At 73.6% G+C, this 26,427-nt stretch carries 26 protein-coding genes; 10 read left to right on the plus strand and 16 right to left on the minus strand.

Annotation, left to right across the window (positions count from 1 at the left end):
* Positions 1 to 3: 3 nt before the first annotated feature.
* The 4 genes from ACIBQZ_RS05740 to ACIBQZ_RS05755 all read right to left on the minus strand — a co-directional run bounded on the left by ACIBQZ_RS05740 (position 4) and on the right by ACIBQZ_RS05755 (position 2,350).
* Positions 4 to 978 carry an RNA polymerase subunit sigma-70 gene (locus ACIBQZ_RS05740; RefSeq protein ID WP_396087276.1) on the minus strand — a complete coding sequence of 325 codons (975 nt, stop codon included), beginning with the start codon at positions 976 to 978 and terminating at the stop codon, positions 4 to 6.
* 71 nt (positions 979 to 1,049) lie between these two features.
* Positions 1,050 to 1,691 carry a class I SAM-dependent methyltransferase gene (locus tag ACIBQZ_RS05745; protein WP_396087277.1) on the minus strand — a complete coding sequence of 214 codons (642 nt, stop codon included), beginning with the start codon at positions 1,689 to 1,691 and terminating at the stop codon, positions 1,050 to 1,052.
* Between the two features lie 198 nt (positions 1,692 to 1,889).
* Positions 1,890 to 2,078 (minus strand): hypothetical protein, encoded by a 189-nt coding sequence (locus tag ACIBQZ_RS05750; RefSeq protein ID WP_396087278.1) that lies wholly within the window; start codon positions 2,076 to 2,078, stop codon positions 1,890 to 1,892.
* Positions 2,078 to 2,350, minus strand: a complete 273-nt coding sequence (locus ACIBQZ_RS05755) for a Sir2 family NAD-dependent protein deacetylase (protein WP_396087279.1) — start codon at positions 2,348 to 2,350, stop codon at positions 2,078 to 2,080. The genes ACIBQZ_RS05750 and ACIBQZ_RS05755 overlap by 1 nt, the downstream gene beginning before the upstream one ends.
* Positions 2,351 to 2,446: 96 nt before the next feature.
* On the opposite strand from ACIBQZ_RS05755, the gene ACIBQZ_RS05760 reads away from it, so the two are divergent.
* Both ACIBQZ_RS05760 and ACIBQZ_RS05765 read left to right on the plus strand, forming a co-directional pair.
* Complete coding sequence (locus tag ACIBQZ_RS05760; RefSeq protein ID WP_396087280.1) at positions 2,447 to 3,304, plus strand: L,D-transpeptidase family protein; 858 nt, start codon at positions 2,447 to 2,449, stop codon at positions 3,302 to 3,304.
* Between the two features lie 43 nt (positions 3,305 to 3,347).
* Positions 3,348 to 3,524 carry a hypothetical protein gene (locus ACIBQZ_RS05765; RefSeq protein ID WP_396087281.1) on the plus strand — a complete coding sequence of 59 codons (177 nt, stop codon included), beginning with the start codon at positions 3,348 to 3,350 and terminating at the stop codon, positions 3,522 to 3,524.
* 7 nt (positions 3,525 to 3,531) lie between these two features.
* On the opposite strand, the gene ACIBQZ_RS05770 is transcribed toward ACIBQZ_RS05765, so the two are convergent.
* Positions 3,532 to 4,041 (minus strand): hypothetical protein, encoded by a 510-nt coding sequence (locus ACIBQZ_RS05770; RefSeq protein WP_396087282.1) that lies wholly within the window; start codon positions 4,039 to 4,041, stop codon positions 3,532 to 3,534.
* A 184-nt stretch (positions 4,042 to 4,225) separates the two neighbouring features.
* On the opposite strand from ACIBQZ_RS05770, the gene ACIBQZ_RS05775 reads away from it, so the two are divergent.
* Positions 4,226 to 5,098, plus strand: a complete 873-nt coding sequence (locus tag ACIBQZ_RS05775) for a hypothetical protein (protein WP_396087283.1) — start codon at positions 4,226 to 4,228, stop codon at positions 5,096 to 5,098.
* A 4-nt stretch (positions 5,099 to 5,102) separates the two neighbouring features.
* Here the strand turns inward: ACIBQZ_RS05775 and ACIBQZ_RS05780 are convergent, their stop codons facing one another.
* Both ACIBQZ_RS05780 and ACIBQZ_RS05785 read right to left on the minus strand, forming a co-directional pair.
* On the minus strand, positions 5,103 to 5,696 hold the full coding sequence (locus ACIBQZ_RS05780; RefSeq protein ID WP_396087284.1) for an SAM-dependent methyltransferase: 594 nt from the start codon (positions 5,694 to 5,696) through the stop codon (positions 5,103 to 5,105).
* 10 nt (positions 5,697 to 5,706) lie between these two features.
* Positions 5,707 to 6,858: an acyl-CoA dehydrogenase family protein gene (locus tag ACIBQZ_RS05785; RefSeq protein ID WP_396087285.1), complete on the minus strand. Its 1,152-nt coding sequence runs from the start codon at positions 6,856 to 6,858 to the stop codon at positions 5,707 to 5,709.
* A gap of 44 nt (positions 6,859 to 6,902) precedes the next feature.
* Between ACIBQZ_RS05785 and ACIBQZ_RS05790 the strand changes: the two genes are divergently transcribed.
* The gene (locus ACIBQZ_RS05790) at positions 6,903 to 9,824 is read left to right on the plus strand and encodes a glycine--tRNA ligase (RefSeq protein ID WP_396087286.1); all 2,922 of its coding nucleotides are present in this window, start codon (positions 6,903 to 6,905) and stop codon (positions 9,822 to 9,824) included.
* A gap of 55 nt (positions 9,825 to 9,879) precedes the next feature.
* Here ACIBQZ_RS05790 and ACIBQZ_RS05795 read toward each other — a convergent pair whose 3' ends face one another.
* Positions 9,880 to 10,482 (minus strand): hypothetical protein, encoded by a 603-nt coding sequence (locus tag ACIBQZ_RS05795; RefSeq protein ID WP_396087287.1) that lies wholly within the window; start codon positions 10,480 to 10,482, stop codon positions 9,880 to 9,882.
* 69 nt (positions 10,483 to 10,551) lie between these two features.
* Positions 10,552 to 10,749 (minus strand): hypothetical protein, encoded by a 198-nt coding sequence (locus tag ACIBQZ_RS05800; protein ID WP_396087288.1) that lies wholly within the window; start codon positions 10,747 to 10,749, stop codon positions 10,552 to 10,554.
* Between the two features lie 149 nt (positions 10,750 to 10,898).
* On the opposite strand from ACIBQZ_RS05800, the gene ACIBQZ_RS05805 reads away from it, so the two are divergent.
* The gene (locus ACIBQZ_RS05805; RefSeq protein WP_396087289.1) at positions 10,899 to 12,017 is read left to right on the plus strand and encodes a glycerophosphodiester phosphodiesterase; all 1,119 of its coding nucleotides are present in this window, start codon (positions 10,899 to 10,901) and stop codon (positions 12,015 to 12,017) included.
* Here the strand turns inward: ACIBQZ_RS05805 and ACIBQZ_RS05810 are convergent.
* The 3 genes from ACIBQZ_RS05810 to ACIBQZ_RS05820 form a co-directional block, all read right to left on the minus strand.
* Positions 12,014 to 14,242, minus strand: coding sequence for a LuxR C-terminal-related transcriptional regulator (locus ACIBQZ_RS05810; RefSeq protein WP_396087290.1), 2,229 nt, complete (start codon positions 14,240 to 14,242; stop codon positions 12,014 to 12,016). The two genes, ACIBQZ_RS05805 and ACIBQZ_RS05810, sit on opposite strands and share 4 nt — an antisense overlap.
* Before the next feature lie 75 nt (positions 14,243 to 14,317).
* Positions 14,318 to 15,811, minus strand: a complete 1,494-nt coding sequence (gene glpK / locus ACIBQZ_RS05815; RefSeq protein WP_396087291.1) for a glycerol kinase GlpK — start codon at positions 15,809 to 15,811, stop codon at positions 14,318 to 14,320.
* 19 nt (positions 15,812 to 15,830) lie between these two features.
* Positions 15,831 to 16,586 (minus strand): IclR family transcriptional regulator, encoded by a 756-nt coding sequence (locus ACIBQZ_RS05820; protein ID WP_396087292.1) that lies wholly within the window; start codon positions 16,584 to 16,586, stop codon positions 15,831 to 15,833.
* Positions 16,587 to 16,712: 126 nt separating this feature from the next.
* Between ACIBQZ_RS05820 and ACIBQZ_RS05825 the strand changes: the two genes are divergently transcribed.
* The 3 genes from ACIBQZ_RS05825 to ACIBQZ_RS05835 are packed head-to-tail and all read left to right on the plus strand — an operon-like array spanning position 16,713 to position 20,761.
* Positions 16,713 to 17,552 (plus strand): MIP/aquaporin family protein, encoded by an 840-nt coding sequence (locus ACIBQZ_RS05825; protein ID WP_396087293.1) that lies wholly within the window; start codon positions 16,713 to 16,715, stop codon positions 17,550 to 17,552.
* A complete protein-coding gene (glpK, locus tag ACIBQZ_RS05830) occupies positions 17,545 to 19,062 on the plus strand; it encodes a glycerol kinase GlpK (RefSeq protein ID WP_396087294.1) in 1,518 nt (505 codons plus the stop codon). The genes ACIBQZ_RS05825 and glpK (ACIBQZ_RS05830) overlap by 8 nt, the downstream gene beginning before the upstream one ends.
* A complete protein-coding gene (locus tag ACIBQZ_RS05835) occupies positions 19,055 to 20,761 on the plus strand; it encodes a glycerol-3-phosphate dehydrogenase/oxidase (RefSeq protein ID WP_396087295.1) in 1,707 nt (568 codons plus the stop codon). Before glpK (ACIBQZ_RS05830) ends, ACIBQZ_RS05835 begins: the two co-directional genes overlap by 8 nt.
* Positions 20,762 to 21,055: 294 nt before the next feature.
* Here the strand turns inward: ACIBQZ_RS05835 and ACIBQZ_RS05840 are convergent, their stop codons facing one another.
* On the minus strand, positions 21,056 to 21,568 hold the full coding sequence (locus ACIBQZ_RS05840) for a TetR family transcriptional regulator (RefSeq protein WP_396087296.1): 513 nt from the start codon (positions 21,566 to 21,568) through the stop codon (positions 21,056 to 21,058).
* Between the two features lie 76 nt (positions 21,569 to 21,644).
* Between ACIBQZ_RS05840 and ACIBQZ_RS05845 the strand changes: the two genes are divergently transcribed.
* A complete protein-coding gene (locus ACIBQZ_RS05845) occupies positions 21,645 to 22,055 on the plus strand; it encodes a nuclear transport factor 2 family protein (protein WP_396087297.1) in 411 nt (136 codons plus the stop codon).
* A gap of 411 nt (positions 22,056 to 22,466) precedes the next feature.
* Complete coding sequence (locus ACIBQZ_RS05850; protein WP_396087298.1) at positions 22,467 to 22,997, plus strand: RNA polymerase sigma factor; 531 nt, start codon at positions 22,467 to 22,469, stop codon at positions 22,995 to 22,997.
* Positions 22,998 to 23,045: 48 nt separating this feature from the next.
* Here the strand turns inward: ACIBQZ_RS05850 and ACIBQZ_RS05855 are convergent, their stop codons facing one another.
* The 3 genes from ACIBQZ_RS05855 to ACIBQZ_RS05865 all read right to left on the minus strand — a co-directional run bounded on the left by ACIBQZ_RS05855 (position 23,046) and on the right by ACIBQZ_RS05865 (position 26,415).
* A complete protein-coding gene (locus ACIBQZ_RS05855) occupies positions 23,046 to 24,224 on the minus strand; it encodes a hypothetical protein (RefSeq protein ID WP_396087299.1) in 1,179 nt (392 codons plus the stop codon).
* A gap of 1,549 nt (positions 24,225 to 25,773) precedes the next feature.
* Positions 25,774 to 26,097 (minus strand): DUF3349 domain-containing protein, encoded by a 324-nt coding sequence (locus ACIBQZ_RS05860; protein ID WP_396087300.1) that lies wholly within the window; start codon positions 26,095 to 26,097, stop codon positions 25,774 to 25,776.
* 6 nt (positions 26,098 to 26,103) lie between these two features.
* Positions 26,104 to 26,415 carry a hypothetical protein gene (locus tag ACIBQZ_RS05865; protein ID WP_396087301.1) on the minus strand — a complete coding sequence of 104 codons (312 nt, stop codon included), beginning with the start codon at positions 26,413 to 26,415 and terminating at the stop codon, positions 26,104 to 26,106.
* Positions 26,416 to 26,427 lie beyond the last annotated feature (12 nt).

Raw genomic sequence — 26,427 nt, forward strand, 5'->3', positions numbered from 1 at the left:
GGACTACTCCGTGCCGTCCGCCGGCAGGCGCTCCGGCAGCCCGAGCCGCGGGAACTGGTCGGCGTGGAAGATGACGATCTCGGTGATCGCCCCGCCGGTGATGCGCAGGACGTCGATCGTCAGCGGCAGGTACGCGCCCTCGTCCTCGCGCCAGAGGTAGAAGGCGACGGCGGGCTGCCGGTTCACCCGGGTGGCTACGGCGCGCAGTCGCCCCAGGTCCGCGAAGCCGTCCTCGACCCAGTCGTTCACCACCGCGTCGCGGCCGATGTGCAGGCCCGGCGTGGGCGGCATCGAGCAGCGGACGTCGTCGCGCAGCATGGCGGCGACCCGCGTGACGTCCGTGGCCACGCTGGCCTCGGTGAAGCGGCGCACCAGCTCGCGCGTCCCGGCGTCCTCCTCGCCGCCGGTCCAGTCCTGCCGCTCGGCCGGCAGGTGCTCCCGCATGCCGGCGCGGGCGCGCTGCAGCGCGCTGTTCACCGAGTTGACGGAGTCCCCGAGCAGCTCCGCGACGTCCTTGGCCGGCCAGCCGAGCACGTCCCGCAGGATCAGCACGGCCCGCGGGCGCGGCGCGAGGTGCTGGACCGCGACCACGTACGCCAGCTCGATCGTCTCCCGCGCGACGGCGACGGTCTCCGGCTCGTCCGCGGCGCCCGCCGGCAGCTCGTCGATGAGCCGGTCCGGGTACGGCTGCAGCCACCGCACCTCGCCACCGGTCGCGGGCTCCGGGCGGCGCTTGGCGAGCAGGTCCAGGCAGGCGTTGGTGGCGATCCGGTACAGCCAGGCCCGGAACGTCGACCGCCCCTCGAAGGTCTCCCGCCGCCGCCAGGCCCGCAGGAACGTCTCCTGCACGGTGTCCTCGGCGTCCTCGAACGACCCGAGCATCCGGTAGCAGTGCACGTGCAGCTCCCGCCGGTGCCGCTCCGCCAGCCCCGAGAACGCCGGCTCGTTGACCTCGCCCAGCCGCGTGTCCGCACTCATCACGTCATCCTTCCGTCGTGTCAGGTCCCGTCGTAGGTGAGACGGGCGCGGGCGCGACAACTCATCACTGGTCAGCCGGCGCGGCGGGCCAGCAGGTAGGCCCGGCGGCTGGGGAACTCGGCCGGGTCGAGCGGTTCGCGGCGCAGCGTGGACTCGATAAGGAAGCCGGCCGCCGCCAGGTCGGCGCCGACCACGGCCGCGTCGAGGAAGTGCACGTCGACGTCGACCTCCGCGCCGAACCAGCTGGTCAGGTGGGTGGTGCCGCCGGTGGGCAGGTCCGGGCCGTCGAGATGGAACGACACCAGCAGCCGGCCGCCGGGGCGGATCGCCCGGGCCAGCTCGTGGAAGGCGATGGTGCGTTCCGCCGGGCTCAGGTGGATGATCGAGTACAGCGCGACCGCGCCGGCCCAGGCGCCGTCGGCCACCGGCAGGGCCAGCATCGACGCGACGGCCAGCGGCAGGCCGGGCGCGCGTTCCCGGGCTATCGCGATCATGGCGGGTGACAGGTCCAGGCCCAGCACGCCGGGGTGCCGGGCCGCCAGGAAACGGGTGACGTGCCCCGGGCCGCAGCCGACATCGGCGACCGGGCCGGGCCCGGCCAGCTCCAGGAGGGCCGTCAGCAGCGCCCGGTCCAGCGGCTTGTGGTCCAGCTCGTCGGCGAGCTGCTCGGCATAGGCGCGCGCCACCGTGTCGTACGTGTCCCGCAGAGTCATCCGGCCATCGTCGCGCGCCGGCACCACTGCGCGGGTCAGCGTCTCCGGCACCGGCGTGCAGGGCAACAGCGTGAGCAACTTCCGCGCAGCTCAGCGCGAACGGCCGCTACGTCGCCTTCGTCTCGTACGCGACGAACCTGGTGCCCGGCGACACCAACGAGGTGAGCGACACCTTCGTCCGGCGGATCGGGTAGCGGCTCAGGCGGCGAGGGCCGCGCAGAGGCGCGGCATCGCGTCGCCGATCGGCTCGCGGATCACCGCGGCGGCGAGGTCGTCGTACGGCGTGGGGTCCCGGTTGACCATCACCAGCGGGTGGCCGGCCTTGACCGCCACCGCGCAGAGCGACGCGACCGGTTCGACCCGCAGCGAGCTGCCGATCACCAGCATCAGCCGGTGCAGACCACCTCGTGGAGGGATCCGTGCAGCTCCAGCACCTTGCGCGCGCTGGACCCGGCCCGCTGGTGCAGCCCGTCGACGTTCTGGGTGAGGACCCGCACGGCGATCCCGCCGCGCTCCAGCGCGGCCGGCGCGCTGTGCGCGGCGTTCGGCTCGGCCTGCCAGGCGGCGTGCCCGAGATAGGTACGCCAGAACGTCGCGCGTACGTCCGCGGCGGCATGATGGACTCGTACGTGAAGGCGTCGACCAGCGCGGCGTCCCACGGCGGCGGGGATACGCGTCGCCGCCGAATTCCATCGTTCCGGTACACAGTCCGGCAACACGCGCCGCCGGGTGGTTTGTCCGCATATCGTGGTCCTGTGTCCCGGACCCTGCGCCTCACCCGTACCAGAGCGGGGTTGCTCGGTCTGGCCGCCTGCGTCGCCGCCGCGGCCGGCTTGCTCAGCCGCACCGACGACCGCCCGGTGGCCGCGCCGCGGGCCACGGCGGCGCCCTCGCCCAGCGTCGCACCGCGGACCCCGGAGCCGACGCTGCCGGCCTCGCCCGCCCCGCCCGGCCTGCCGGTGCTCGACTACTGGACGGCGCCGCGGGGCTTCCCGGCCGACCCGGCCCCGCTGGAGCTCCGGGCGCTGACCCAGGGCCTGCACCCCACCCGCTCGATCGCCGTCTACGACGCGCCCGGCGGCCGGCCCCGGGCCCGGCTCCGGCCCGAGATCAGCGGCATGACGCTGGTCCTGCCGATCACCGACCGGCGGGCCGGCTGGGTCGCGGTGCTGCTGCCCACCGCCAACCGCCGGATCGGCTGGCTGCCGCCGCGTGGCTGGTCGATCCGCCCGCTCCGCGACCACCTCATCGTCCAGCGCCGGAGCCACAAGCTGATCTGGCGCCGCGACGGCGTCCGCCGGGCGGCCTGGACGGTCGCCACGGGTACGGCGGAGACGCCGACGCCGCTGGGCCGCAGCTTCGTGCTCGGCCGCACGCCGACCAGCGGGTCGATCTACGGCGGGCTGGACGCGCTTGCGCTGAACTCGGTGCCGGAGAGCAGGCGGTTCTTGCCGGCGTCGCTGCGGGGAGCACACACGGGCATCCACGGGTGGCACCGCGCGGACGACTTCGGGCGCAGCGCGTCGAACGGCTGCATCCGGATGCCGCGGGCGGCACAACGCACCCTGCTCAAGAACATCGACCACGGCACGGTCGTCACGGTCGTCGACTGACCGGCGCCGCGGCGGCTGGCGCGGCTGCCCTACCGTCGGCGTCGTGGCCGCCCTGCGACTGTCCGCCGGCGCGCCGCTCGGCATCCGGCCGCGGCCGCGGCTGGCAGGGCTGGCCGACGCCATCGCGACGGGCGACCTGGGGGACGGCAAGCGGCGCGCGGTGGTGGAACGGCTCCGGCTGTACGTGCGACAGCCGTTCGCCGTCCCTCGCTACGGCTGACCACGAGCTAACGCCGCGGGTCGCAGCCGGCCAGCTGGCCCGGGTTCCGGTACTCGTAGCCGGCCAGGCGCTTCTTCTTGCCGGCGGCGACCCAGTGCGCTCCCCAGACCGCGGTGGTCTCGCCGTTCGCGCCGCGGGTGAAGGCCTCCAGGCCCGCGAAGGTCACGCAGCCGGTCAGCCGCAGGTTCTGCCCGTGGTGCACGATCACCGCGAGCCGGGTCGGGTTGTCCGGCGCCGTGCCGCCCTTGAAGACCTCGAGCTGGCCCGGCGCGGCGGGCGAACCGGCCGCCGTCCGGCAGCGCATCGTCACGAACTGGTCGAGGATCCGGTCCTGGTCGATGTCGTACTCGTCCACGCCGCCGAACACCTCGGCGGCGCCGCCCGGGCAGTTCAGGTCCCGGTCGGCGACCTTCCGCCAGTCGGTGGCGGCCGGCTCTCGCGTGCCCGGCGGCTCGCAGCCGGTGGTCGTCAGGGCCGCCAGCAACGAGGCGGCCAGGACGATCGATCGATGACGCATGGGGTGCTCCCTTCGGCTCAGGCCTCCACCGCATCAAGATCGGTCGATGTCCGAAACGTTGTCCGGCCTGGACAACGAGGTTGCAGCCAACTCTGTCCGCACCCCGACAGTGCGGACCGCGGTGCCGCCCGCGGCGGTCTGATGGAGGTGTCCCGGTCCGCGCACGCAGAGCGGAGGCCGCGCCATGCCCCGTCCCGAGCGCCCCGTCGACCCGTCCGCGGGTCCCGTCCAGCGGTTCGCCGCGGACCTGCGCAAGCTTCGCGGCGAGGCGGACAATCCGCCCTACCGCGAGATGGCCCGGACCGCCCACATCTCCCGGGCCAGCCTGTCGGCCGCCGCGAGCGGCCACCGGCTGCCGACCTGGGAGGTCACCAAGGGGTACGTGCGGGCGTGCGGCGGCCCGGTCGACGAGTGGCGCGCACGCTGGCTCGCCGTCCGCGCCGAGGTGAAGCCGGACGCCCCGGTCCCGGTCGCGGCGCGGCGCCGGCGGTGGGTGCCTGTGGTGGTCGTCGCCGCGGTGCTGGTGCTGGCCGGGTCGCTCGCCGCGTGGGGTGTCGCCCGGGCGCCGGCGGACCCGGCGCGGACCGGCCGGGAGCAGGTGCTGCCACCCGCACCGGGGTCGCGGGAGCCCACCGCCCGGTTCCCCGGCTCGGGCGGCGAGGCGGTCCGGGACAACGCCGATCCGAAGAAGAGCGGGTGCGCCGACCACCCCGACACCATCCAGGAGCTGGACCGGGTGCAGGTCAACACGCTGAACGAGAACCTGCTCGGGGTGGCGGTGCTACGCCACGCGCCGCAGTGCCACGCGTCCTGGGGCAGGTTCGAGCCGAGTGCCCGGCTGACCTTCCTGTCCGGGCCGGTCCGAGTGACGGTCATCGCCCACCGGCCCGCGACGGGCACGGTCGGCACCGCGTTCTCGACGGCGTTCGACGGGCAACCGGTCTTCGGCAACATCCTGCTCGACACCGCGGGCTGCGTGGAGATCACCGTACGGGTCGAGGCGCCGGACGGCGGCGGTGAGGCCACCACGCACTGCAAGCAGGGCGCGGGGCGGTAGCCGGTCAGGGCAGGCGGCGGAGGACGTCCAGCACGAACCACTCGTCCTCGTGGTGCACCACCCGCTCCAGGCCCGGCCGGGCCGCCAGCGCCGCGTGGACCGAGGCGCCGTCGTAGTTGCCGCCCGTCTGGCGGTCGTGGAAGTGGACCGAGACCAGGTCGCCGCCCGGCTCCAGGCGTTTGACCAGGCCGTCGAGCATGGTTTCGAGGTCGGCAGCGGACAGGTAGTAGAGCAGGTCGCCGAGCACGATCAGGTCGAACGTCGCGTCCGGCAGGTCGGCCGGCAGCATCTCCGGTTCCACCCGGACGTGCGGGAACTCGCCGACCTGCTCGCGGGCTGTCCGGACCGCCTCGTCGACGCAGTCGCTGGCCAGCAGCTCGTCGCAGCGCGGCGCGAGCTGCCGGGTCAGCATGCCGATCGAGCAGCCCGGCTCGTAGGCGCTGCGGTAGCGCTCGCGGGGCAGGGCGGCCAGCGTGACCGCGTACTTGCGGCGGTTGTGCCAGCTGGTGGCGTTGTCCCAGGGGTCGGTCTTGGCCAGGTACATGCCGATGAAGTGCTCCTGGGAGACCGTCGCCTCCGGGGCCGCTGCGTCTGTCACGGCGGAGACCCTAGACGAACGCGCTCAGCCCGGTCACCGCGCGGCCCACGATCATCGTGTTGATCTCGCGGGTGCCCTCGTACGAGTAGAGCGCCTCGGCGTCCGCCACGAAGCGGCCGATGTTGTAGTCGAGCACGATGCCGTTGCCGGCCAGGATCTCCCGGGCCCAGCCGACCACCTCGCGCATCCGGGTCGTCGTGTACGCCTTCGCCAGCGCCGAGTGCTCGTCGCGGAACTCCCCCGCGTCCTGCAGCTGGGTCAGCCGCACCACCATGCCCAGCGACGAGGTCACGTTGCCCAGCATCCGCACCAGCAGGTCCTGGACCAGCTGGAACGACCCGATCGGGCGGCCGAACTGCTCGCGCTCCTTGGCGTACGCCAGCGCGATCTCGTACGCGGCCAGCATGACCCCGACCGCCTGCCACGCCACCCCGCTGCGGGTCTGCCGGAGGATCTTCGCGGTGTCCTTGAACGTGTTGCCGTGCTGGAGCCGGTCCGCCTCGGGCACCACGCAGTCCGTCAAGGTGATGTCGGCGTTCTGCACGATCCGCAGGGCGATCTTGTTCTCGATCTTGGTGGCGGTGAAGCCGGGCGTGTCCTTGCCGACCACGAAGCCCTTGACCTGGTTGTCCCCCTCGTCGCGGGCCCAGACCACGGTCAGGTCGGCGAACGTGGCGTTGCCGATCCAGCGCTTCTGGCCGTTCAGCACCCAGTGGTCGCCGTCGCGGCGGGCCGTGGTGCGCAGGCCTGCGGCCACGTCCGAGCCGCCGGTCGGCTCGGTGAGCGCGAACGCGCCGATCTTGTCGAAGCTCGCCATCGCGGGCAGCCAGCGCTCCTGCTGCTCGGGCGAGCCGCAGGTCTCGATGCTGCCCATCGCCAGGCCGGCGTGCACGCCGAAGAACGTGGCCATCGAGGCGTCCGCGTGCGCCATCTCCATCGCCAGCCAGCCGGAGAGCAGGTTCGAGCGCTTGCGCCCGGCCAGGCCCAGCTCGGCGAAGCCCTTGATCAGCGGGAACGGGAACTCGGCGCGGGCCCAGTGGTCGTTCGCGATCGGGACGACCTCGGCGGCCAGGAAGGCGCGGACCCGTTCGACGACGGCGGCCTCCTCGGCGTCCAGCAGGTCCTGGAAGCGGTACAGATCTCCTACCAGCAGCTCCGACATGGGGTTCGTATACCCAGGTGACGGGCTCACTAGACTGTGAGGTCATGCTCACCATGCAGGACGCCCTCGCCCGCCTCACCGCGTACTGGACCGACCAGGGCTGCCTGGTCGTGCAGCCGATGAACACCGAGGTCGGCGCCGGCACCCTGAACCCGGCCACGTTCCTGCGGGTGCTCGGGCCGGAGCCGTGGCGGGTCGTCTACGTGGAGCCGTCGGTGCGGCCCGACGACTCCCGCTACGGCGAGAACCCGAACCGGCTGCAGACCCACACCCAGCTCCAGGTGATCCTCAAGCCCGACCCGGGTTACCCGCAGGAGCTCTACCTGGGCAGCCTCGCCGCGCTCGGCATCGACGTGGCGGCGCACGACGTCCGGTTCGTCGAGGACAACTGGGCCTCCCCCGCGCTGGGCGCCTGGGGCCTGGGCTGGGAGGTGTGGCTGGACGGGCTGGAGATCACCCAGTTCACCTACTTCCAGCAGGCCGGCGGCCTCAACCTGGACCCGCCCTCGGTGGAGATCACCTATGGCATCGAGCGGATCATCATGGCGCTGCAGGGCGTCACCCACTTCAAGGACATCGAGTACGCCAAGGGCGTCAGCTACGGCGAGGTGTTCGGCCAGGCCGAGTACGAGATGTCCCGCTACTACCTCGACGACGCCGACGTGGCCACCAACCGCCGGCTGCTGGAGCTCTACGCCGGCGAGGCCCAGCGGCTGATCGACCTGGGCCTGCCGGTGCCCGCGCACACGTACGTGCTGAAGTGCTCGCAAGCGTTCAACGTGCTCGACTCGCGCGGCGCGGTCTCCACCGCCGACCGGGCCGCCGAGTTCGCCCGGATGCGCCGGCTCGCCGGTGACGTGGCCCGGCTCTGGGTGGTCCGCCGCGACGAGCTCGGCCACCCGCTCGGCGTGGCCCAGCCGCTGCCGCCGGCCGCCGCCTTCGAGGCCGCCCCGGCCGGCGCGGCGCCCCGGACGCTGGTGTTCGAGGTCGGCACCGAGGAGATGCCGCCCAGCGAGGTCCGCTCCGCCGTCGAGCAGGTGCGGCGGGAGCTCACCGAGCGCCTGGGCGGCACCCGGCTGGCGCACGGCGACGTCCGGGTGCACGCCACCCCGCGGCGCCTGATCGCGGTGGTCACCGAGGTGGCGGCGCGCGAGCAGGACCACGAGCGCACGGTCAAGGGTCCCAAGGTCGGCGCGCCCGAGAAGGCCGTCGCGGGGTTCGCGCGCTCCCAGGGCGTACCGGTGGAGTCGCTGGCGACCGCCGAGGTCAACGGCGTACCGCATCTGGTCGTGCGCAAGCACGAAGCGGGCCGCGCCGCACCGGCCGTGCTCGCCGACGTGCTCGCGAAGGTCGCCGGCAGCCTGCGCGCGGCCAAGAACATGCGCTGGAACGACCCGCAGCTGGCCTTCACCCGGCCGATCCGCTGGCTGGTGGCGCTCTGGGGCGACGAGATCGTCCCGCTGGCCGTGTCCACGCTGCTGGCCGGGCGGGAGACCCGGGTGCTGCGCACCGCCGCGCAGCCGGCCGTCAGCGTGGCCTCGGCCGAGACGTTCATGGAGACGCTGGCGATCAACGGGATCGTCGCCGACGCCGAGGACCGCCGCGAGCTGATCGTCACCGGCGCGCAGGACCTGGTCTGGGACTCCGGCCGGATCGACGTGGCCGGCGAGGCCGCGCTGATCGACCAGATCACCTACCTGGTGGAGCAGCCGACGCCGCTGCTCGGCACCTTCGACGAGAGCTACCTGGAGCTGCCCGCCGCGGTGCTCACCACGGTCATGCGCAAGCACCAGCGTTACCTGCCGGTCCGCGACGCCGACGGCACGCTGCTGCCGATGTTCGTCACGGTCGCCAACGGCCCGGTGGACGTCGAACGGGTCCGCGCGGGCAACGAGGCAGTGCTGCGCGCCCGGTACGAGGACGCGGCGTTCTTCTACCGTGCCGACCGGCAGCTGCCGCTGGCGGCGATGCGCGACCGGCTCCAGCGGCTGACGTTCACCGACAAGCTGGGCTCGATGGCCGACCGGGCGGACCGGATCGCCGCGCTCGCGCTCTCGCTGGCCGAGCCGTCGGACACCCTGCGGCGCGCGGCCGAGCTGGTGAAGGTCGACCTGGGTTCCCAGCTGGTCACCGAGATGACCAGCCTGGCCGGGGTGATGGCCCGCGACTACGCGCGGCACGCCGGCGAGACCCCGGCGGTCGCCCAGGCGGTCTACGAGGCCGAGCTGCCCCGCAGCGCCGGCGACGACCTGCCGGCCTCGCTGCCGGGCGCGCTGCTCTCGCTGGCCGACCGGCTGGACCTGCTGGCCGGCCTGGGTGCGACGGTCGGCCTGCCGACCGGCAGCAGCGACCCCTTCGCGGTACGCCGGGCCGTGCTGGGCCTGATCGCCGTGCACCGCGCCCACCCGGAGCTGACCGGCCTGAGCCTGACCGACGCGCTGGCCTCGGCCGCGGCGTTGCAGCCGGTGGCGGTGCCGGCGAGCGTGCTGGCGGAGGCGGGCGAGTTCCTGGCCAAGCGCCTGGAGCAGGTGCTGACCGAGGAGGGCCACCCGGTGGACCGGGTCCGCGCGGTGCTGCCGCACGCCGGCCGCCCGTCCTTCGCCGACCTGCTGCTGGCCCAGCTGGGCCGGCTGATCGCGGAGCCGGCGTTCCTGGCGCTGGCCGAGGCGATCCAGCGGGCCCGCCGGATCGTCCCGGAGGGCACGTCGGCGCAGTACGACCCGGCGCTGCTCAAGGAACCGGCCGAGGTGGCGCTGCACGAGACCGTGCAGGGGGTCCGGCCCAGCACGGACCTGACCGGATTCCTGGCCGCGGCGGGACCGCTGACCGGGCCGGTCAACGCGTTCTTCGACGAGGTGTTCGTGATGGCGGACGACCCGGCGCTGCGCGCGGCCCGGCTCGGCCTGCTCGCCACGGTCCGCGACCTGGGCGCCGACCTGCTGGACTGGCCGCAGCTGCGGCTCTGACCCGACGGCCGGGGGCGCGCCGGGCGCTCCCGGCCCGGACTGGGACGCCGACCCGTCAGGCCGCGTGGGGGAAGCGGTCCGGCAGCGAAAGGGTGACGCGCTCCAGCTGCTCGGCGTCCGGGGCGAACTGGGCGTGCAGTGCGAAGCCCGCCAGCACCCAGCGGTCCCACGGCCCGACCGCGACCCGGCGGCGGTCGCGGTGCGGCTCACCCTGCTCGTCGGGGTGACCCAGCATCGCCCACAGGTGGGTGCGCCGCGGCACCCCGCCCGCCCCGCCCGGGATCTCCCCCTGGAACGCGGTGAACCCGTCGGCGCCGTGGAAGTGCAGGAAGATCGTGGTGACCAGGCCGTGCGCGTCGGCGGCCAGCTCCACCCCGGACTCGCGGGACAGGTACGAGCGGGACAGCCCGGAGCCGACCGCCTCGCCGGAGCGCGGGCGCAGGCCGTACTCCCGGCAGATCTGCTGCACCCGGGCCTCCAGGACGGTCCGGCCGAGCAGCACGGTCAGGTCGGTGCGGCCGACCGGCCGGGGCGTGGCGGGCAGGCCGACCGGATCGGCGTTGGGACCGCGGGCGCCGGGCCTGGTGCCGTACCTGTCCTCGGTGCGGGCCGACCCGGACTGCCGATGCTCGTCGGCGCGGTGCTCCAGAGATCCCATGACTACCCCACGAAGGCATTTTCACTGTGAGCGTTCGGATCACCACCCTAAGCCGGTCCTCGACCGACCTCAAGGGACGATCGCCGCCGGGGCGTCAGACCACGCGCGACACGCCGTCGGCGCGGACGTGCCCGGCGCGGACCGGGACGGGTTGGCCGAGACCAGCGCGAACCCGTACGCGCTCAGGGCGTCGGCCGCCACCGTGGCGCTCTGCTCGTCGGCGACGGTGAACTGGTGCGTGCCGGCCGTCGCCGTCCAGGTGCTCATGACCGCGCAGTACGCCACGGCGGGTCGGTGATCTTTACCGCGGCGTTTGTCCGGCAGCCACGGCGACTTCGCCTGCCGGTCGGGCTGATCGCCTGGACTCGGCCACGGGAGGTCCGGCGACGGTCGCCGGCGGATCCCGTGGAGGAACCGTGGCAGATCGCCGACAGGTGCTGCGCTTCGGCGCGCTGGCCGCCGGCGTGCCGGCGGTGCTGGGCGGGGCGGCGACGCCGGCCCTGGCCACCGCCGACCTGGGCGGGCACCGGCCCGGCCGGGGCCCGCTGGTCGTCGGGCACCGGGGCGCCTCCGGTTACCGGCCCGAGCACACCCTGGCCTCCTACGAGCTGGCCGCCCGGCTGGGCGCCGACTACATCGAGCCGGACCTGGTCATCACCAAGGACCGCGTGCTGGTCGCCCGGCACGAGCCGGAGATCGGCGGCACCACCGACGTCGCGGCGCGGCCCGAGTTCGCCGGCCGCAAGCGCACGGTGGTGCTCGACGGGGTGCCGGTGACCGGCTGGTTCACCCACGACTTCACCCTGGCCGAGCTGAAGACGCTGCGCGCCGTCGAGCGCATCCCGCAGCTGCGCCAGCACAACACGCTCTATGACGGTCTCTTCGAGGTGCCGACCTTCCAGGAGGTGCTGGACCTGCGCAAGCGGCTGTCCCGGGAGCTGGGCCGGGAGATCGGCGTCTTCCCGGAGACCAAGCACCCGACCTACTTCCGCGGCCTGGGCCTGGAGCTGGAGGCGCCGCTGGTGCGGGCGCTGCGCCGCGCCGGCCTGGACCGGGCCGACGCCAAGGTCTTCGTGCAGTCCTTCGAGGCGAAGAACCTGGCCGCGCTGCGGGCCGAGTACCGGCTGCGGGCGCCGCTGGTGTTCCTGACCGGCGCGACCGGTGGGCCGTTCGGCGACGAGCGGAGCTACGCCGACTACCTGACGCCGGCCGGCCTGCGGCAGCTGTCCCGGTACGCCGACGGCCTCGGCCCGGAGAAGTCCCAGGTCATCCCGCGCGCGGCGGACGGCACCCTGGGCTCGCCGACCGGCCTGGTGGCCGAGGCGCACGCGGCCGGGCTCAAGGTCATCCCGTACACGTTCCGGGCGGAGAACCAGTTCCTGCCGGCCGACCTGCGGGCCGGCGCCGACCCGGCGGCGTACGGCCGGGCCATCAACGAGCAGGTCACCTACCTGAGGACCGGGCTGGACGGGTTGTTCACCGACCAGCCGGACGTCGGCGTGCTCGCCCGCGCCGCGGCCCTCGCGCGGGTCTAGGAGAACCGGCGGACCAGCTCGGTGCGGGAGCGCACGCCCAGCCGGGCGAAGACGTTGCGCAGGTGGTGGTCGATCGTGCGGGGGCTGAGGAACAGCTGCTGGGCGATCTCCCGGTTGGTGGCCCCGTCGGCCACCAGCCGGGCGATCCGCTCCTGCTGCGCGGTCAGCTCCCGGGCCCCGGCCGGATCCGGCGGTACGGGCGCCCCCGCGGCCCGCAGCTCCTCGTCCGCCTGCGCCGCCCACGGCTCGGCCTGGAGCAGCCGGAACGTCTCCACCGCGCTGCGCAGGTGTTCCCGGGCCGCCCCGGGCCGCCGGCGCCGCCGCAGGTCCCGGCCGAACAGCAGCTCGGTGTGCGCGCGGGCGAAGTCGGCGTCGCCGCGGCCGTGCTGGCGCAGCGCCTCCCGGAAGTGGTCCTCGGCGGCCTGCGGCTCCGGCGAGCGCAGCGCCCGGCACCGGGAGCGCAGGGCCAGCCAGGCCGGCTGCCCGGTCCCGGCGGTCCACCGGTCGAACGGCTCGACGGCCCGGTCGAGCGCGGTCGCCGCCGGGTCGGTGCGGGCGGACCGGGCCGGCGGGTCGCACCGCCAGACCGCCTCGACCAGGTGCGGGGTGGCCGCGACCTGCACGATCAGGTTGCCCCGGCCGGACGCCGTGACGACCAGCGCGCCGAGCCGCTCGACGGTGCGCCGGGGCCGGCCCTCCACCAGGTCCAGCAGGGCCAGGGCCCACTGGCACAGCGCCCGGGCCTCGCCGGGGCCGTGCGCGCTGTCCTGGGCGCCGGCCTCGCGGACCCGCAGCACACAGCTCTCCCGGTCGCCGACCAGCGCCGCGAGCACCGCCAGGATGCCGAAGTGGCTCTGCGCCAGCGCGGGCTGGCCGGTGACCCGGGCCAGCGCGGCGCCCTCGGTCGCGGCGGCCGTGGCGGCCTCGAGGTGCCCGGCGGCGAGCCCGGCGAACGCGACGACCTGCAGCCCCTGCGGCACCAGCGTGACCTCGCCGCGGTCCCGGGCCAGCGCGACCGCCCGGCCGGCCAGCGCGCGGGCGCAGCGGTCGTCGCCGACCAGCACGCCGGTCAGGGCCGCGCGGATCAGCGCCGCGGGTTCCTCGACCCCGGCGGCGAGCCGCAGCACGCCGCGCAGCCGGGCGAACGCGGCGCCGTACTCGCCGGCGACCATCCCGGCGAGACCGGCGACCTGCTCGAAGGCGAGCGCGACCGGGGGCGGCTCGTCGCCGCGGCGCAGGGCCAGGGCGCGCCGGGCCACCTCGCCGTAGCGGCCGTGCTCGCCGGCCAGGTGCACCGCCTCGCCGGCCAGCAGCAGGGCGTCGAGGGCCGCGGGGACGTCGTCGGGCACCAGCTGGGCGGCCGCGTCGAGCAGGATGTCGCGGGCGATGACCGGGTCACCCTCGCGCAGCTCCAGCTCGCCGGCGAGCCGGCCGGCCGGGGCGCGCACCTCCGGGCGCCGGGCGGCCCGGCGCAGCAGCAGCCCGGCCTGCTGCCGTTCCCCCGCCAGCCAGGCCTGCCGGGCGGCGGCGACCAGCGCGGCGCCGCCGTCCGGGCCGGTGGTCAGGGCGGCGGCGTAGCGGTACGCGGCCGAGGCCGTCCGGGGCGGCCCGTCGGCGGCGGCGGCGAGCAGGTCGCGGACCAGCCCCTCGTCGGAGCCGACGGCCGCCGCGGCCCGGTGCACCAGGCCGCGCAGCCGTTCGCCGCGCCGGGCGAGCACGTCGGCGAGCAGGCTGTGTGCCGCCCGGCGGTGGGCCAGCGGGGCGTCGTAGTAGACGACCGCGCGCAGCACCGCGGGGGTGAACTGCACGGCCTCGGAGGTGACGGTGGCCAGGCCCGCCTCCTCGGCGACGGCGAGGGCCTCGGCGGCGCCGGCGGCCAGCAGCTCACCGGGGGTCAGGTCGGGGTCGGTGGCGGCCAGCAGCAGGGCGCCGCGGGTGCGGCCGGGCAGCGCGGCGAGGGCGGCCCGGCAGCGGCGGCCCAGCTCGCTCCCGGCGGGCAGGGTGCAGGGCGGCGGGTAGGTGCCGCGGACCTGCTCGGGGGTCAGCGTGCCGGCCACCTCGCGCAGCACGGCGGGGTCGCCGCCGGCCAGCTCGAGCACCGCCGCGGCGACCTCGGCGGGCAGCCCCGGCACCAGGGCGGCGAGCAGGGCCCGGCCCTCCTCGTCGGCGCGCGCGGTGGCGCCGCCGTACCGGAAGGCTTCTTGCACTATTGGTGCAATTACCATGCGCACCAGTGTCGGCCGATCCGCCCCGTTCGGGCAAGACCGGTGATTTCACCGATGTGTCAAAAGTGTTGCCGGTCAGGCCGGCTTGATCCAGTCGAAGGTGCGCTCGACCGCGCGCCGCCAGTTGTCGTACTCGCGGTCGCGCCGGACCGGGTCCATCGCCGGCATCCACTGGGCCGCGCGGTGCCAGTTGTGCCGCAGGTCCGCCAGGTCCGGCCAGTGCCCGACCGCCAGCCCGGCGGCGTACGCGGCGCCCAGCGACACCGTCTCGCTGGCCAGCGGGCGGACCACCGGCACGTCCAGCACGTCGGCGATGAACTGCATCAGCAGGTTGTCCGCGGTCATCCCGCCGTCCACCTTGAGCGTGGTCATCGCCAGCCCCGAGTCGGCGTTCATCGCGTCGACCACCTCGCGGGTCTGCCAGGCGGTCGCCTCCAGCACCGCCCGGGCCAGGTGCCCCTTGGTGATGTACGAGGTCAGCCCCACGATCACCCCGCGGGCCTCGCTGCGCCAGTGCGGGGCGTACAGGCCGGAGAAGGCCGGGACGATGTAACAGCCGCCGTTGTCGTCGACGGTCCGGGCCAGGGTCTCGATCTCCGGCGCGCTGGTGATCAGCTCGAGCTGGTCGCGGAACCACTGGACCAGCGAGCCGGTGATCGCGATGGAGCCCTCCAGGGCGTACTGGGCCGGCTCGTCGGCGAGCTGGTACGCGACCGTGGTAAGCAGCCCGTGGGTCGAGCGGACCAGCTCCGTACCGGTGTTGAGCAGCAGGAAGCTGCCGGTGCCGTAGGTGCACTTGGCCTCGCCCGGGGTGAAGCAGGTCTGCCCGAACAGGGCGGCCTGCTGGTCGCCGAGCGCCGCGCCGATCAGCACCCCGGGGAACGCGGCGGTGGCCGTGCCGAACACCCCGACCGACGGCCGCACCTCGGGCAGCATGGCCATCGGCACGCCGAAGAACGCGCACGCCCGCTCCGACCAGCGCAGCGTGCGCACGTCGAGCAGCATGGTGCGGCTGGCGTTGGTCACGTCGGTGACGTGCAGGCCGCCGGTGAGGTTCCAGATCAGCCAGGTCTCCATGGTGCCGAACAGCACCTCGCCGCGTTCGGCCCGTTCGCGCAGGCCCGGGGTGTGGTCCAGGATCCAGTTGAGCCGGGGCCCGGAGAAGTAGGTGGCCAGCGGCAGCCCGCTGCGGTGCTGCACCTCGTCCGCGCCGGGCACCTCCATCAGCGTGTTGACCAGGGTGTCCGTGCGGGTGTCCTGCCAGACCACGGCTCGGCCGATCGGCACCCCGGTGCGCCGGTCCCAGAGCACGGTGGTCTCCCGCTGGTTGGCGATGCCGAGAGCCGCGACCTGGTCGGTGCTGATCCCGGCCCGGCTCAGCGCCAGCGGGGCGAGCCGTTCCACGTTGCGCCAGATCTCCGCCGCGTCGTGCTCGACCCAGCCGGGCCGCGGGAAGAACTGCTTGTGCTCCTGCTGGGCCAGGGAGACGAGCTGACCGCGCCGGTCGAACACGATGCACCGCGTCGACGTGGTGCCCTGGTCGATCGCGATGACGTAGCGCTCGGTCATGGTGCCTCCCCCTGCGTTCTCAGTGCCGGGCGGCCCCGAGGTCCCGGGAGACCGCGCGGGCGGCGTCCCGGACGTAGCCGACCAGCCGCGGGTGCGGCCGGTATCTGGTGTCGCAGATCCGTTCGACGAGCCCGGAGATGCCGATCGCGCCGACCACCAGGCCGCCGTACCCCCGGATCGGCGCGGCGATCGCCGCCTGCCCGAGGGTCAGCTCCTCGATCTCGGCCCCCCAGCCGGCCGCCCGCACCTCGTCGAGGGCGACGGCCAGCTCGCGCGGCGCCACCACCGTGCGCCGGGTGAACCGCTCCAGCTCGGTGGCCGGCCCGGCCGACCGGTACGCGAGCAGGACCTTGCCCAGCGCGGTGGCGTGCAGCGGCAGCAACGTTCCGATGTCCAGGGTCTGAAACGTGTCGTCGGGACGGAACACGTGGTGCACGACCAGCACGCGTCCCTCCAGGACAGTGCCGATCCGGACGGCCTCCCCGCTGCGCGCCGCCAGCGGGTCGGCCCAGTTGATCGAGCGGGACCGCAGTTCGTTGATGTCGAGGTAGCTGGTGCCCAGGTGCAGCAGGGCCGCGCCGAGCTGGTAGCGGCCGGACACCCGGTCCTGCTCGACGAAGCCGACACCCTGCAGGGTGCGCAGGATGCCGTGGGTGGTGCCCTTGGCCAGATCGAGGGATCGGGCGATCTCCCCCAGCCCCAGCCGGCCCGTGCCACCGGCGAGCATCCGCAGGATCGCAGCTGCTCGTTCGATGGACTGCACCGTCCCGGGCATGTTTCGGATGCTATGCCACTGCGTTACGACACGCTCACGGTCAGCGTTCGACAATGCCGAACGGCGTTCATTGCCGCCCCGGGTGCCCCTCCATAGCGTCGGAGCACATCGGACCCTGGAGGGCACATGGCAGAACGACTCAAGATCCCGGGAATGCTCGGCGAACTTGCCGCCGAGTTCGCCGGGACCATGATCCTCATCCTCTTCGGCGTCGGCGTCGTCGCGCAGGTGGTGGCCGGCGGTTTCGGAGATCACGACAGCATCGCCTGGTCGTGGGGGCTGGGCGTCATGCTCGGCGTCTACGTCGCGGGCCGGATCAGCGGCGCGCACCTCAACCCCGCGGTCACCGTCGCACTCGCGGTCTTCAAGGGCTTCGAGTGGCGCAAGGTGGCCCCCTACTGTCTGGCCCAGTTCCTGGGGGCGTTCGTGGCGGCGCTGCTGGTGCGGTGGAACTACACCGAGGCGCTGCACGCGGCCGACCCCGGCCTGACCATCAAGACCCAGGGCGTCTTCTCCACCCTGCCGGGAAACGGGACATTGCCCGTCAACGAGTGGGGCGCGCTGCGCGACCAGGTGATCGGCACGGCCATCCTGCTGTTCCTCATCCTGGCGATCACCGACGCCGCCAGCACCCCGCCGGGCGCCAACATGGCGCCGTTCATCATCGGCCTCATCGTGGTCGCGATCGGCATGGCCTGGGGCACCAATGCCGGCTACGCGATCAACCCCGCCCGTGACTTCGGGCCGCGACTCGCCAGTTTCCTGACCGGATACGGTGGCGCGTTCCGGGATCAGACGGGTTATCTGTACTTCTGGGTCCCGATCGTCGGTCCGATCGTCGGCGGGATCCTCGGCGCCGGGCTCTACCAGGGCCTGGTCGGGCGGTTCCTGCCGTCCGCCGCTCCCCCGGAGCCGGGCCGGCTCCCCACCAGCGAACGCGAACGCGAGGAGGCGACCAGTGGCTGACTTCGTCGGTGCTATCGACCAGGGCACCACCAGCACCCGGTTCATGATTTTTGATCATGGTGGCAACGAGGTCGGCCGGCACCAGCTGGAGCACGAGCAGATCCTGCCGCAGGCCGGCTGGGTCGAGCACAACCCGATCGAGATCTGGGAACGGACCGTCTCGGTCGTCCGCACCGCCATGCAGAAGGCGAACCTGCAGGCCAGTGATCTGGCCGCGCTGGGCGTCACGAACCAGCGCGAGACCACGGTGGTGTGGGACCGGCGCACCGGGCGGCCCTACTACAACGCGATCGTCTGGCAGGACACCCGGACCGACCGGATCGCCTCGGCGCTGGACCGCGACGGCCGCGGCGACGTGATCCGCCGCAAGGCCGGGCTGCCGCCGGCCACGTACTTCTCCGGCGGCAAGATCCAGTGGATCCTGGAGAACGTCGACGGGGTCCGGGCGGCGGCCGAGCGCGGCGACGCGATCTTCGGCAACACCGACAGCTGGGTGCTGTGGAACCTCACCGGCGGCACCGACGGCGGCAACCACATCACCGACGTCACCAACGCCAGCCGCACCATGCTGATGGACCTGGAGAGCCTGCAGTGGGACGACGAGCTGCTGTCGTTCTTCGGCATCCCCCGGCAGATGCTGCCGGAGATCCGCCCCTCGTCGGACCCGAACACCTACGGCATGGCCCACGCGCCGGGCCCGCTGGGCGGCGACGTCCCGCTCACCGGCGACCTCGGCGACCAGCAGGCGGCCATGTTCGGCCAGGTCTGCTTCGCGCCGGGCGAGGCCAAGAACACCTACGGTACGGGCAACTTCATGCTGCTCAACACCGGCACCGAACTGGTCCGGTCGAAGAGCGGCCTGCTCACCACCGTCTGCTACAAGTTCGGCGACGCGGCCCCGGTGTACGCCCTGGAGGGCTCGATCGCGGTGACCGGCTCGGCCGTGCAGTGGCTGCGCGACCAGCTGCACATCATCAACTCGGCGGACGAGAGCGAGACGCTGGCCCGCTCGGTGCCGGACTCCGGCGGGGTGTACTTCGTCCCGGCGTTCTCCGGGCTGTTCGCGCCGTACTGGCGCTCGGACGCGCGCGGGGCGATCGTCGGGCTGTCCCGCTTCAACACCGACGCGCACATCGCCCGCGCCACCCTGGAGGCGATCTGCTACCAGAGCCGCGACGTGGTCGAGGCGATGGCGCAGGACTCGGGCGTGACGCTGGACGTGCTCAAGGTGGACGGCGGGATCACCGTCAACAACCTGTGCATGCAGATCCAGGCCGACGTGCTGGGCGTGCCGGTGAGCCGGCCGGTGGTGGCCGAGACGACCGCGCTCGGCGCCGCGTACGCGGCCGGGCTGGCCGTCGGCTTCTGGAAGAACACCGACGAGCTGCGGGAGAACTGGAACGAGTCGCAGCGCTGGCAGCCGGAATGGACCGACGAGCAGCGCGAGCAGGGCTTCGCCCAGTGGAAGAAGGCCGTGCAGCGCACTCTCGATTGGGTCGACGTTGACTGACACGACGCTCTCTCCGCACGGCCGGGAGGCGGCGCTGTCCGCCCTGGCCGCCAGCGAGGTCGACGTGCTCGTCGTGGGTGGCGGGGTGGTGGGCGCCGGCAGCGCCCTCGACGCCGCCACCCGCGGTCTTTCCGTCGGCCTGCTCGAGGCGCGCGACTTCGCCTCGGGCACGTCCAGCCGGTCCAGCAAGCTGATCCACGGTGGCCTGCGCTACCTGGAGATGCTCGACTTCGGGCTGGTCCGTGAGGCGCTGCGGGAACGCGGCCTCATCCTGACCCGGCTGGCGCCGCACCTGGCCCGGCCGGTCCCCTTCCTCTACCCGTTGCAGCACCGCGGCTGGGAACGCCTGTACGCCGGCGCCGGCGTGCTGCTCTACGACACGATGGCCGCGGCGGCGCCCGGCCTGCCCCGGCACCGGCACCTGTCGCGCCGGGGCGCGCTGCGGGTCTGCCCGGCCCTGCGCCGCGACGCGCTGGTCGGCGCGTTGCAGTACTACGACGCGCAGATCGACGACGCCCGGCACACCATGTTCCTGGCCCGGACGGCCGCCGCCTACGGCGCGCACGTCGCGTCCCGGTCGGAGGTGATCGGCTTCCTGCGGGAGGGCGAGCGGGTCACCGGCGTCCGGGTGCACGACCTGGAACACGACCGGACCTTCGAGGTACGCGCCCAGCAGATCATCAACGCCACCGGGGTGTGGACCGACGACACCCAGGCGCTGGTCGGCGAGCGCGGCCAGTTCCACGTCCGCGCCTCCAAGGGCATCCACCTGGTCGTGCCCCGCGACCGGATCCAGTCCTCGACCGGGCTGATCAGCCGCACCCCGACCAGCGTGCTGTTCATCATCCCGTGGGGCCGGCACTGGATCATCGGCACCACCGACACCGACTGGGCGCTGGACAAGGCCCACCCGGCGGCGTCCAGCACCGACATCGACTACCTGCTGGACCTGGTCAACAAGGTGCTGGCCACCCCACTGACCCGGACCGACGTGCAGGGCGTCTACGCCGGCCTGCGTCCGCTGCTGTCCGGCGAGTCGGAGTCGACGTCGAAGCTGTCCCGCGAGCACACCGTGGCCAGCCCGACCCCGGGCCTGGTGGTGGTGGCCGGCGGCAAGTACACGACGTACCGGGTGATGGCCAAGGACGCGGTGGACGCGGCGGTGCACGGGCTGGGCCGCTCGACGCCCCGCTCCTGCACCGAACGGGTGCCGCTGCTGGGCGCGGAGGGCTACCCGGCACTGTGGAACCGCCGCCGGGTGCTGGCCGAGGAGTCCGGGCTGCACGTGGCCCGGATCGAGCACCTGCTGGGCCGCTACGGCTCGCTGGTGCACGAGGTGCTCGGCCTGATCGCCGACGACAAGGACCTGGCCCGGCCGGTCGAGGGCGCGGAGGACCACCTGCGCGCCGAGCTGGCGTACGCGGCCAGCCACGAGGGCGCCCGGCACCTGGAGGACGTGCTCACCCGGCGGACCCGGATCTCGATCGAGACCTTCGACCGGGGTCTCGCCGCGGCGCCGGTGGCGGCGGAACTGCTCGGCGCGGTGCTGGGCTGGACCGACGAGCAACGGCACCGGGAGGTCGAGCACTACCGGCTGCGGGTGGAGGCAGAACGGGCCTCGCAGGAACAGCCGGACGACGAGACGGCCGACGCGGCCCGGCTGGGCGCGCCGGACGTCGTGCCGTTGCAGGTGCAATGACGGGGTCTGATTGACGGTGATGAATGGCCGGTCCTCCGTGCGGCCATGCGACCGGCCATTCGTCCCCTGCTCGCGCGGCCCTGGCCACGCTCCTGCTGACCGCCGTCCCCGTGCCCGCGCAGGCCGCCACACCTCCCCCGGTCCGGGGGAGCGACGACTTCACCGACGGTGACACGAGCGGGCGGCGGACGACCGGCGACCACTGGGCGGTGACGACGCGGCGTGGAACTCGTCGTCGAGCGTGCTCGTGCCGTACGGGCCGGGCCTGATGCCCACCCCGACACCCGGCGCACGTCAGCCGGCCAGACCGGCGAAGATCACCGCGAGCGTCCGGTCCTGCAGCTCCGCGTCCCAGCCGCCGTGCACCGCGCCCTGGCACACGCTCACCAGCAGCGCCATCACCTCGGGCGGGCGGACGTCACGGCGTACCGTGCCGGCGTCCTGCGCCTGGCGCAGCAGTTCGCCCACCGCGTCGTCCAGTTGACCCAGCGCGGCCGGGACGCTGACCCCCACCAGGTCGACGACGGTGCGTTTGGCCGCCGCCTGGGCGACCGACCGGCGGAAGAACGTGTGCAGGCCGTCCGCCCCGCCGAGCCCGGCCGCGTCCTCGGCCAGCCGGGCGAGCAGGCGCTTCAGGATCGCCGCCAGCAGCTCGTCCTTGGTCGGGAAGTGCCGGAAGACCGTGCCGATCGCGACCCCGGCGAGCCGGGCCACCTCCTCGGTGGACGCCGCCGCGCCGCGCCGCGCGAAGACCTCCTCCGCCGCGTCGAGGATGCGCCCCCGATTGCGCTGCGCGTCCGACCGCACGCCGCCCCCCTTGGAAAGTGAGTCCAGACTCATTATGGTAAGTCGAGCCGACACTCATCTTATCCGGGGAGGCACCATGACGCCGCGCCAGGCCTTCGGCCGCATGCGGGACCGCTGGATCGCCAACAAGACCACCTTCGACGACAACGCGCTCACCGACGACGTCGTACTGGAGATGCCGTTCGCCGCGCCGGGCCGGCCGGCCCGGATCGCGGGCCGGGCCGCGGTGCTGGCCTTCGTCCGGGCCGGGCGCGCGGAGCTGCCCTTCCGCTTCGACGACTGCCGGGTCCTGGCCGTGCACGACACCGCCGACCCCGCGACCATCGTCGTCGAGTACGAGCTGGCCGCGACGATGACCGCGACAGGAAGATCCGCCGCGGCCACCTTCATCGGTGTGCTCACCGTCCACGAAGGACGGGTCTCCCGCTGGCGGGAGTATCAGAACCCGGTCGCTATCGCCCAGGCGGTGCAGGCCGCGGCGTCCTGAAAGCGTCACCGCCCGGACCCGACCGCGGCCGGTCCCGCTCCGCCCGCCGCCGGTCGATGACCTTCAACCCGCCATCGGTCGCCCGGCGCGCCGCCCGCCGGGCCGCGGCCCGGCGCACGGCCGCCATGCTCAGCAACCGGGCCAGCGTCTCGTGCCCACTCGCGGTCTCCCACCCGGTGTCGGCAACGACCGCCACCCCGCACAGGTGTCCTTGTCCGCGCCGGCGTAGTCGAGGTGCTCGCGCGCACCGGTGGCGGCCGGCGTCCCGGAGAGCGCCACGGCGACGGCGACGTGGGCCGGTTCGTCCACCGGCCCCTGCCCGACCGTGGCCGCGGCGCTACGGAACGTGGCATGAACGGGGGAGCTGGGGTCGGCGGGCCGGACGCATACTGAGCGCGGAGAGGACGCGCTATGCACGCTCCCGATGTCGAAGAACTGGCCAGGGTCGCCTCCGCCGGCGATCTGGCCGCCCTCAACGTGCTGCTCGTGGCGGTGCGCCCGGAAGTTCTGCGGGTGTGCGTACGGCTGCTGCCCAATCGCGAGGACGCCGAGGAGGCCTGCCAGGACACCCTGCTGGCCGTGGCCCGGGGACTGCCCCGCTTCGAGGGCCGCAGCGCGTTCCGGACGTGGATGTACCGGCTGGCCACCAACCGGTCCCGGTCGGCGTACCGGCGCACCCGCTCGCACGTCCCGGCCGGCAGCGACGACGTGCTGGCCGAGGTCGCCGATCCGCGGCGCACCAGCATGATCGCGGCGACCCGGCTCGACCTGCTCGACGCCATGGCGCAGCTGCGCCCGGAACTGGCCGAGGCGGTGGCGCTGCGCGACGTGCTCGACCTGAGCTACGCCGAGATCGCGGTCCTGCACCAGGTGCCCGAGGGCACCGTGAAGTCGCGGATCCACCAGGCCCGGCGGGAGTTGCGCAAGCTGCTGACAGCCTGACGGGGCCACCGCGAGCGGTGACCCCGTCATCGGCGACGCGGGTTGCGGTTACTCGTTCAGCGAGCAGGGGGCGAAGCGCTCGAGGCCCTCCGGCCGGGCGGCGTTGCGGCCGATCGCCGTCTCGATGCGGTTCAGGGTCGCGACGCGCTTGTCCTCCAGCGGGCCGAGGATCGCGTTCTGGATGAACGCCGGGCCACCCTGGCCCTGGCTGGTGATCAGCCGCCGGTTGGCCTCGGCGATCTGGGTGTTCAGCAGCTCGAGGTTGCGGGCGACCTCGGCCTGCGCCTGCGCCGGGATGGCCGGCAGGCCGGTCACGGCGGGACAGTTCACGGTCGGCGCGGCGCCGGCGCCGGTGTTGCCGCCCGTGTTGCCGCCCGCGTTACCGGCGGCCGGGACGGTCGCCGGCTCGGGAGCAGCGTTGCCACCGCCATTGGCGTTCAGCGAGCAGGTCGCCAGGCCGTTCACGTCCAGCACCGGCTTGGCGGCATTGCGGCCGATCGCGGTCGCCATCCGGTTGATGGTCGCCACCCGCTTGTCCTTCAGCGGGCCGAGAATCGCGTTCTGGATGAACGCCGGGCCACCCTCACCCTGGCTGGTGACCAGGCGCTTGTTCGCCTCAGCGATCTGCGTGTTCAACAGCGCCAGGTTCCGCTCGATCTCCGCCTGCGCCTGCGCCGGCACGGCACCCAGCTTGCCGGCCACCGCCGGGCAGTTCACCGTCGGCGCGGCACCGGCGTTGCCGCCGCCCGCGTTGTTGCCACCGGCGTTGTTGCCACCGGCCTCGACCTTGGTCGGCTCGGGAGCGGCGTTGCCACCGCCGTTGGCGTTCAGCGAGCAGGTCGCCAGGCCGTTCACGTCCAGCACCGGCTTGGCCGCGTTACGGCCGATCGCGGTCGCCATCCGGTTGATGGTCGCCACCCGCTTGTCCTTCAGCGGGCCGAGAATCGCGTTCTGGATGAACGCCGGGCCACCCTCACCCTGACTGGTGACCAGGCGCTTGTTCGCCTCAGCGATCTGCGTGTTCAACAGCGCCAGATTGCGCTGGATCTCCGCCTGCGCCTGCGCCGGCACGGCACCCAGCTTGCCGGCGACGGCGGGACAGTTGACCGTGGGGGCGGTGCCCTCGGCGGCGGACGCGACGCCCAGGCCGACACCGACGAGTGCGACGGCGACTGCGCCGACGCCGGCGATCTGCCAGCGCCGGGCGGGGGTACGGGAGCGATTCATTCTGTCGCCTGAGCCTTCCTGTCGTAGGACCTCAGTCCTCATTACGGAAGCGCTCCCACAACAGATCAAGATCTTGAGAATCTCGATAACATTTTTCACGGAAGCCGGAGACCGGCCCGCTCCGGCAGGCGACACCGCTGCTCAGCGGCCATGCCGGGGATATCTCCGGGGTCGCGGGCAGAGCAGGTGACCCGCAGCCGGGACCGTCGCGGCAAACCACCGCACGGGCCGCGCGGCCAACTCGGCCCGGGACCACACGCCCCCACTCCGAGCCGGCAAAGTGGACGCCCGCGGTCGGGGCCGGCTTCGATGCCCTCGCCCGAGTCCGGGTCCGGCCGCGCCCAGCCGCGCCGGGCTGGGGGGACCGAGCACGGCAGGGCGGGATGGGGCAGGGACGCGCTGGGCGGGACCCCGCCTGACGGGCAGGGCCGGGCTGGGACGCGCTGGACGGGGGCAGCGCGGGGCGGGGTGAAGCGGGGCCGCACTGGGGCGAAGGCCGCGCCTGGCGGGGGCTGGGTCGCGCTGGGGCGAAGGCCGCGCCTGGCGGGGGCTGGGTCGCACTGGGCGAAGGCCGCGCCTGGCAGGGCTGGGCCGCGCCGCCCTGGGCGGGCCGGGCTGGGCTGGCTGGGACCGCGCTGGGCTGGGACCGCGGTCTCAGCAAGGGACAGCCGTTCCGCAGCCTGAACCTCTGCCGCTACAGAGAGTGCGATTTCTTTCCGCGTCCCCCTTCACGCCAGGCCCGATCGGCGATCTTGTGCCGCAGCGGTGCGGAGCTGACCCGTCGGCTTTCGCCTTTCAGTGCCGTCGCGGATCTTGATGAGCTAAAACGATCCAGCCTCACCACACCGATACAAGGTCCACCACTCACACCCCTTTCCTCCTGAAATGACCCCCCTCAACCTCCGCCATCGCCACACACCCTCCGGGAGCCAATTCCGCATACCGGACGAACCCGGCAACGGGCCGGATCACGGGGGACCGTGATCCAGAAATGGCGAAATTCGGGTGACCCAAGCTCACCATGATCTATCCCGCCGGCGGCTTCGGCATGATCAACACCCTCGCCCCGTGCATGCCCGCACACCGTCGGCGACGCGAAGGCAAGAACCGCCGCCGACAAGACGAGACGAGGCGCGACAACACGTGATGAAGTGAGACAGAACGAGCGTGACAAGGCGTGACAAGACGAGGCGTGACAAGGCGACGGCAGGGAGGCAGGAGCCCGAAGCCCGACGGAACCCGAACCCCTACCGTCCGCCCTCGCGCAGCGACAAGCTCCCCGCAGAAGGTCCCCGACCGACCGGCTCAGCCCGCAATCTCCAAACTGACCCCGGCCGCCAGCCGGTAAGGATTGGTGGCCACCAGCGCCCCGATTGCGCGCCGCAGCCGGGAGATCTCCGCCCGGACGGTCACCACGTGGGCGTCGTCGCCGTACAGGGCGCGGCTCAGCCGGCCGGCGCTGAGCCCCGCCGCGCCCGCACCGTGCAGCAGAGTCAGGATCTCGGCGGGCCGGGCCGGCGATCACCCCGGCCCGGCCACCGGTACGGCGTCAGTCCCGGGCGGGCGGGTCGGCCAGCGGCCAGCCGCCGGCCGCGAGCCGGGCCGAGATCCGGACCACGTCCTCCGGGGTCGCCTCCTGGAGCAGCGCGGAGGAGATCATCTGCTCGATGTCGGCGGTGCTGATCGGGTCGTCGCCGGCCAGCACGGACTGGTCGGCGAGGTCGATCGCGAAGGCGCGGACCTCGTCCTCGGTCATCTTGCGGCGCAGCACGCCGAGCAGCGCCACGTAGTCGCCGCGGGGCACACCGGTCGGATAGCCGGCCCGCAGCCACTCGACGGCCCGGACCATGAAGTTCGACCGGGAGTCAGTCACGCCGGGTCACTTGTCGACGATCGTCGGGTAGAAGTGCGCGAAGCTCAGCGTCTTGCCGAAGCCGCTGGCCACGATGAACGTGATGCCCAGCAGCACGCCCAGCACCACGATCGCGAACAGCAGGTACCCGACGGCCGTGCCGATCCGGTGCGGGGCCGGCCCGGACACCCCGGTCTCGTGTACCTCGGCCTCGCCGCCGGCGCCGTAGGCCAGGGAGCGGATGCCGAGCGCGAACAGGGCCGGCAGCCCGGCGCCGAGAATGACGCTGGCGAGCAGGACCTTCCAGGCGCCTTCGAGGGCGAATCCCAGGTTGTGCATGTCGCGCGTACC

This window comes from Actinoplanes sp. NPDC049599, assembly GCF_044465625.1.
Lineage (GTDB): Bacteria > Actinomycetota > Actinomycetes > Mycobacteriales > Micromonosporaceae > Actinoplanes.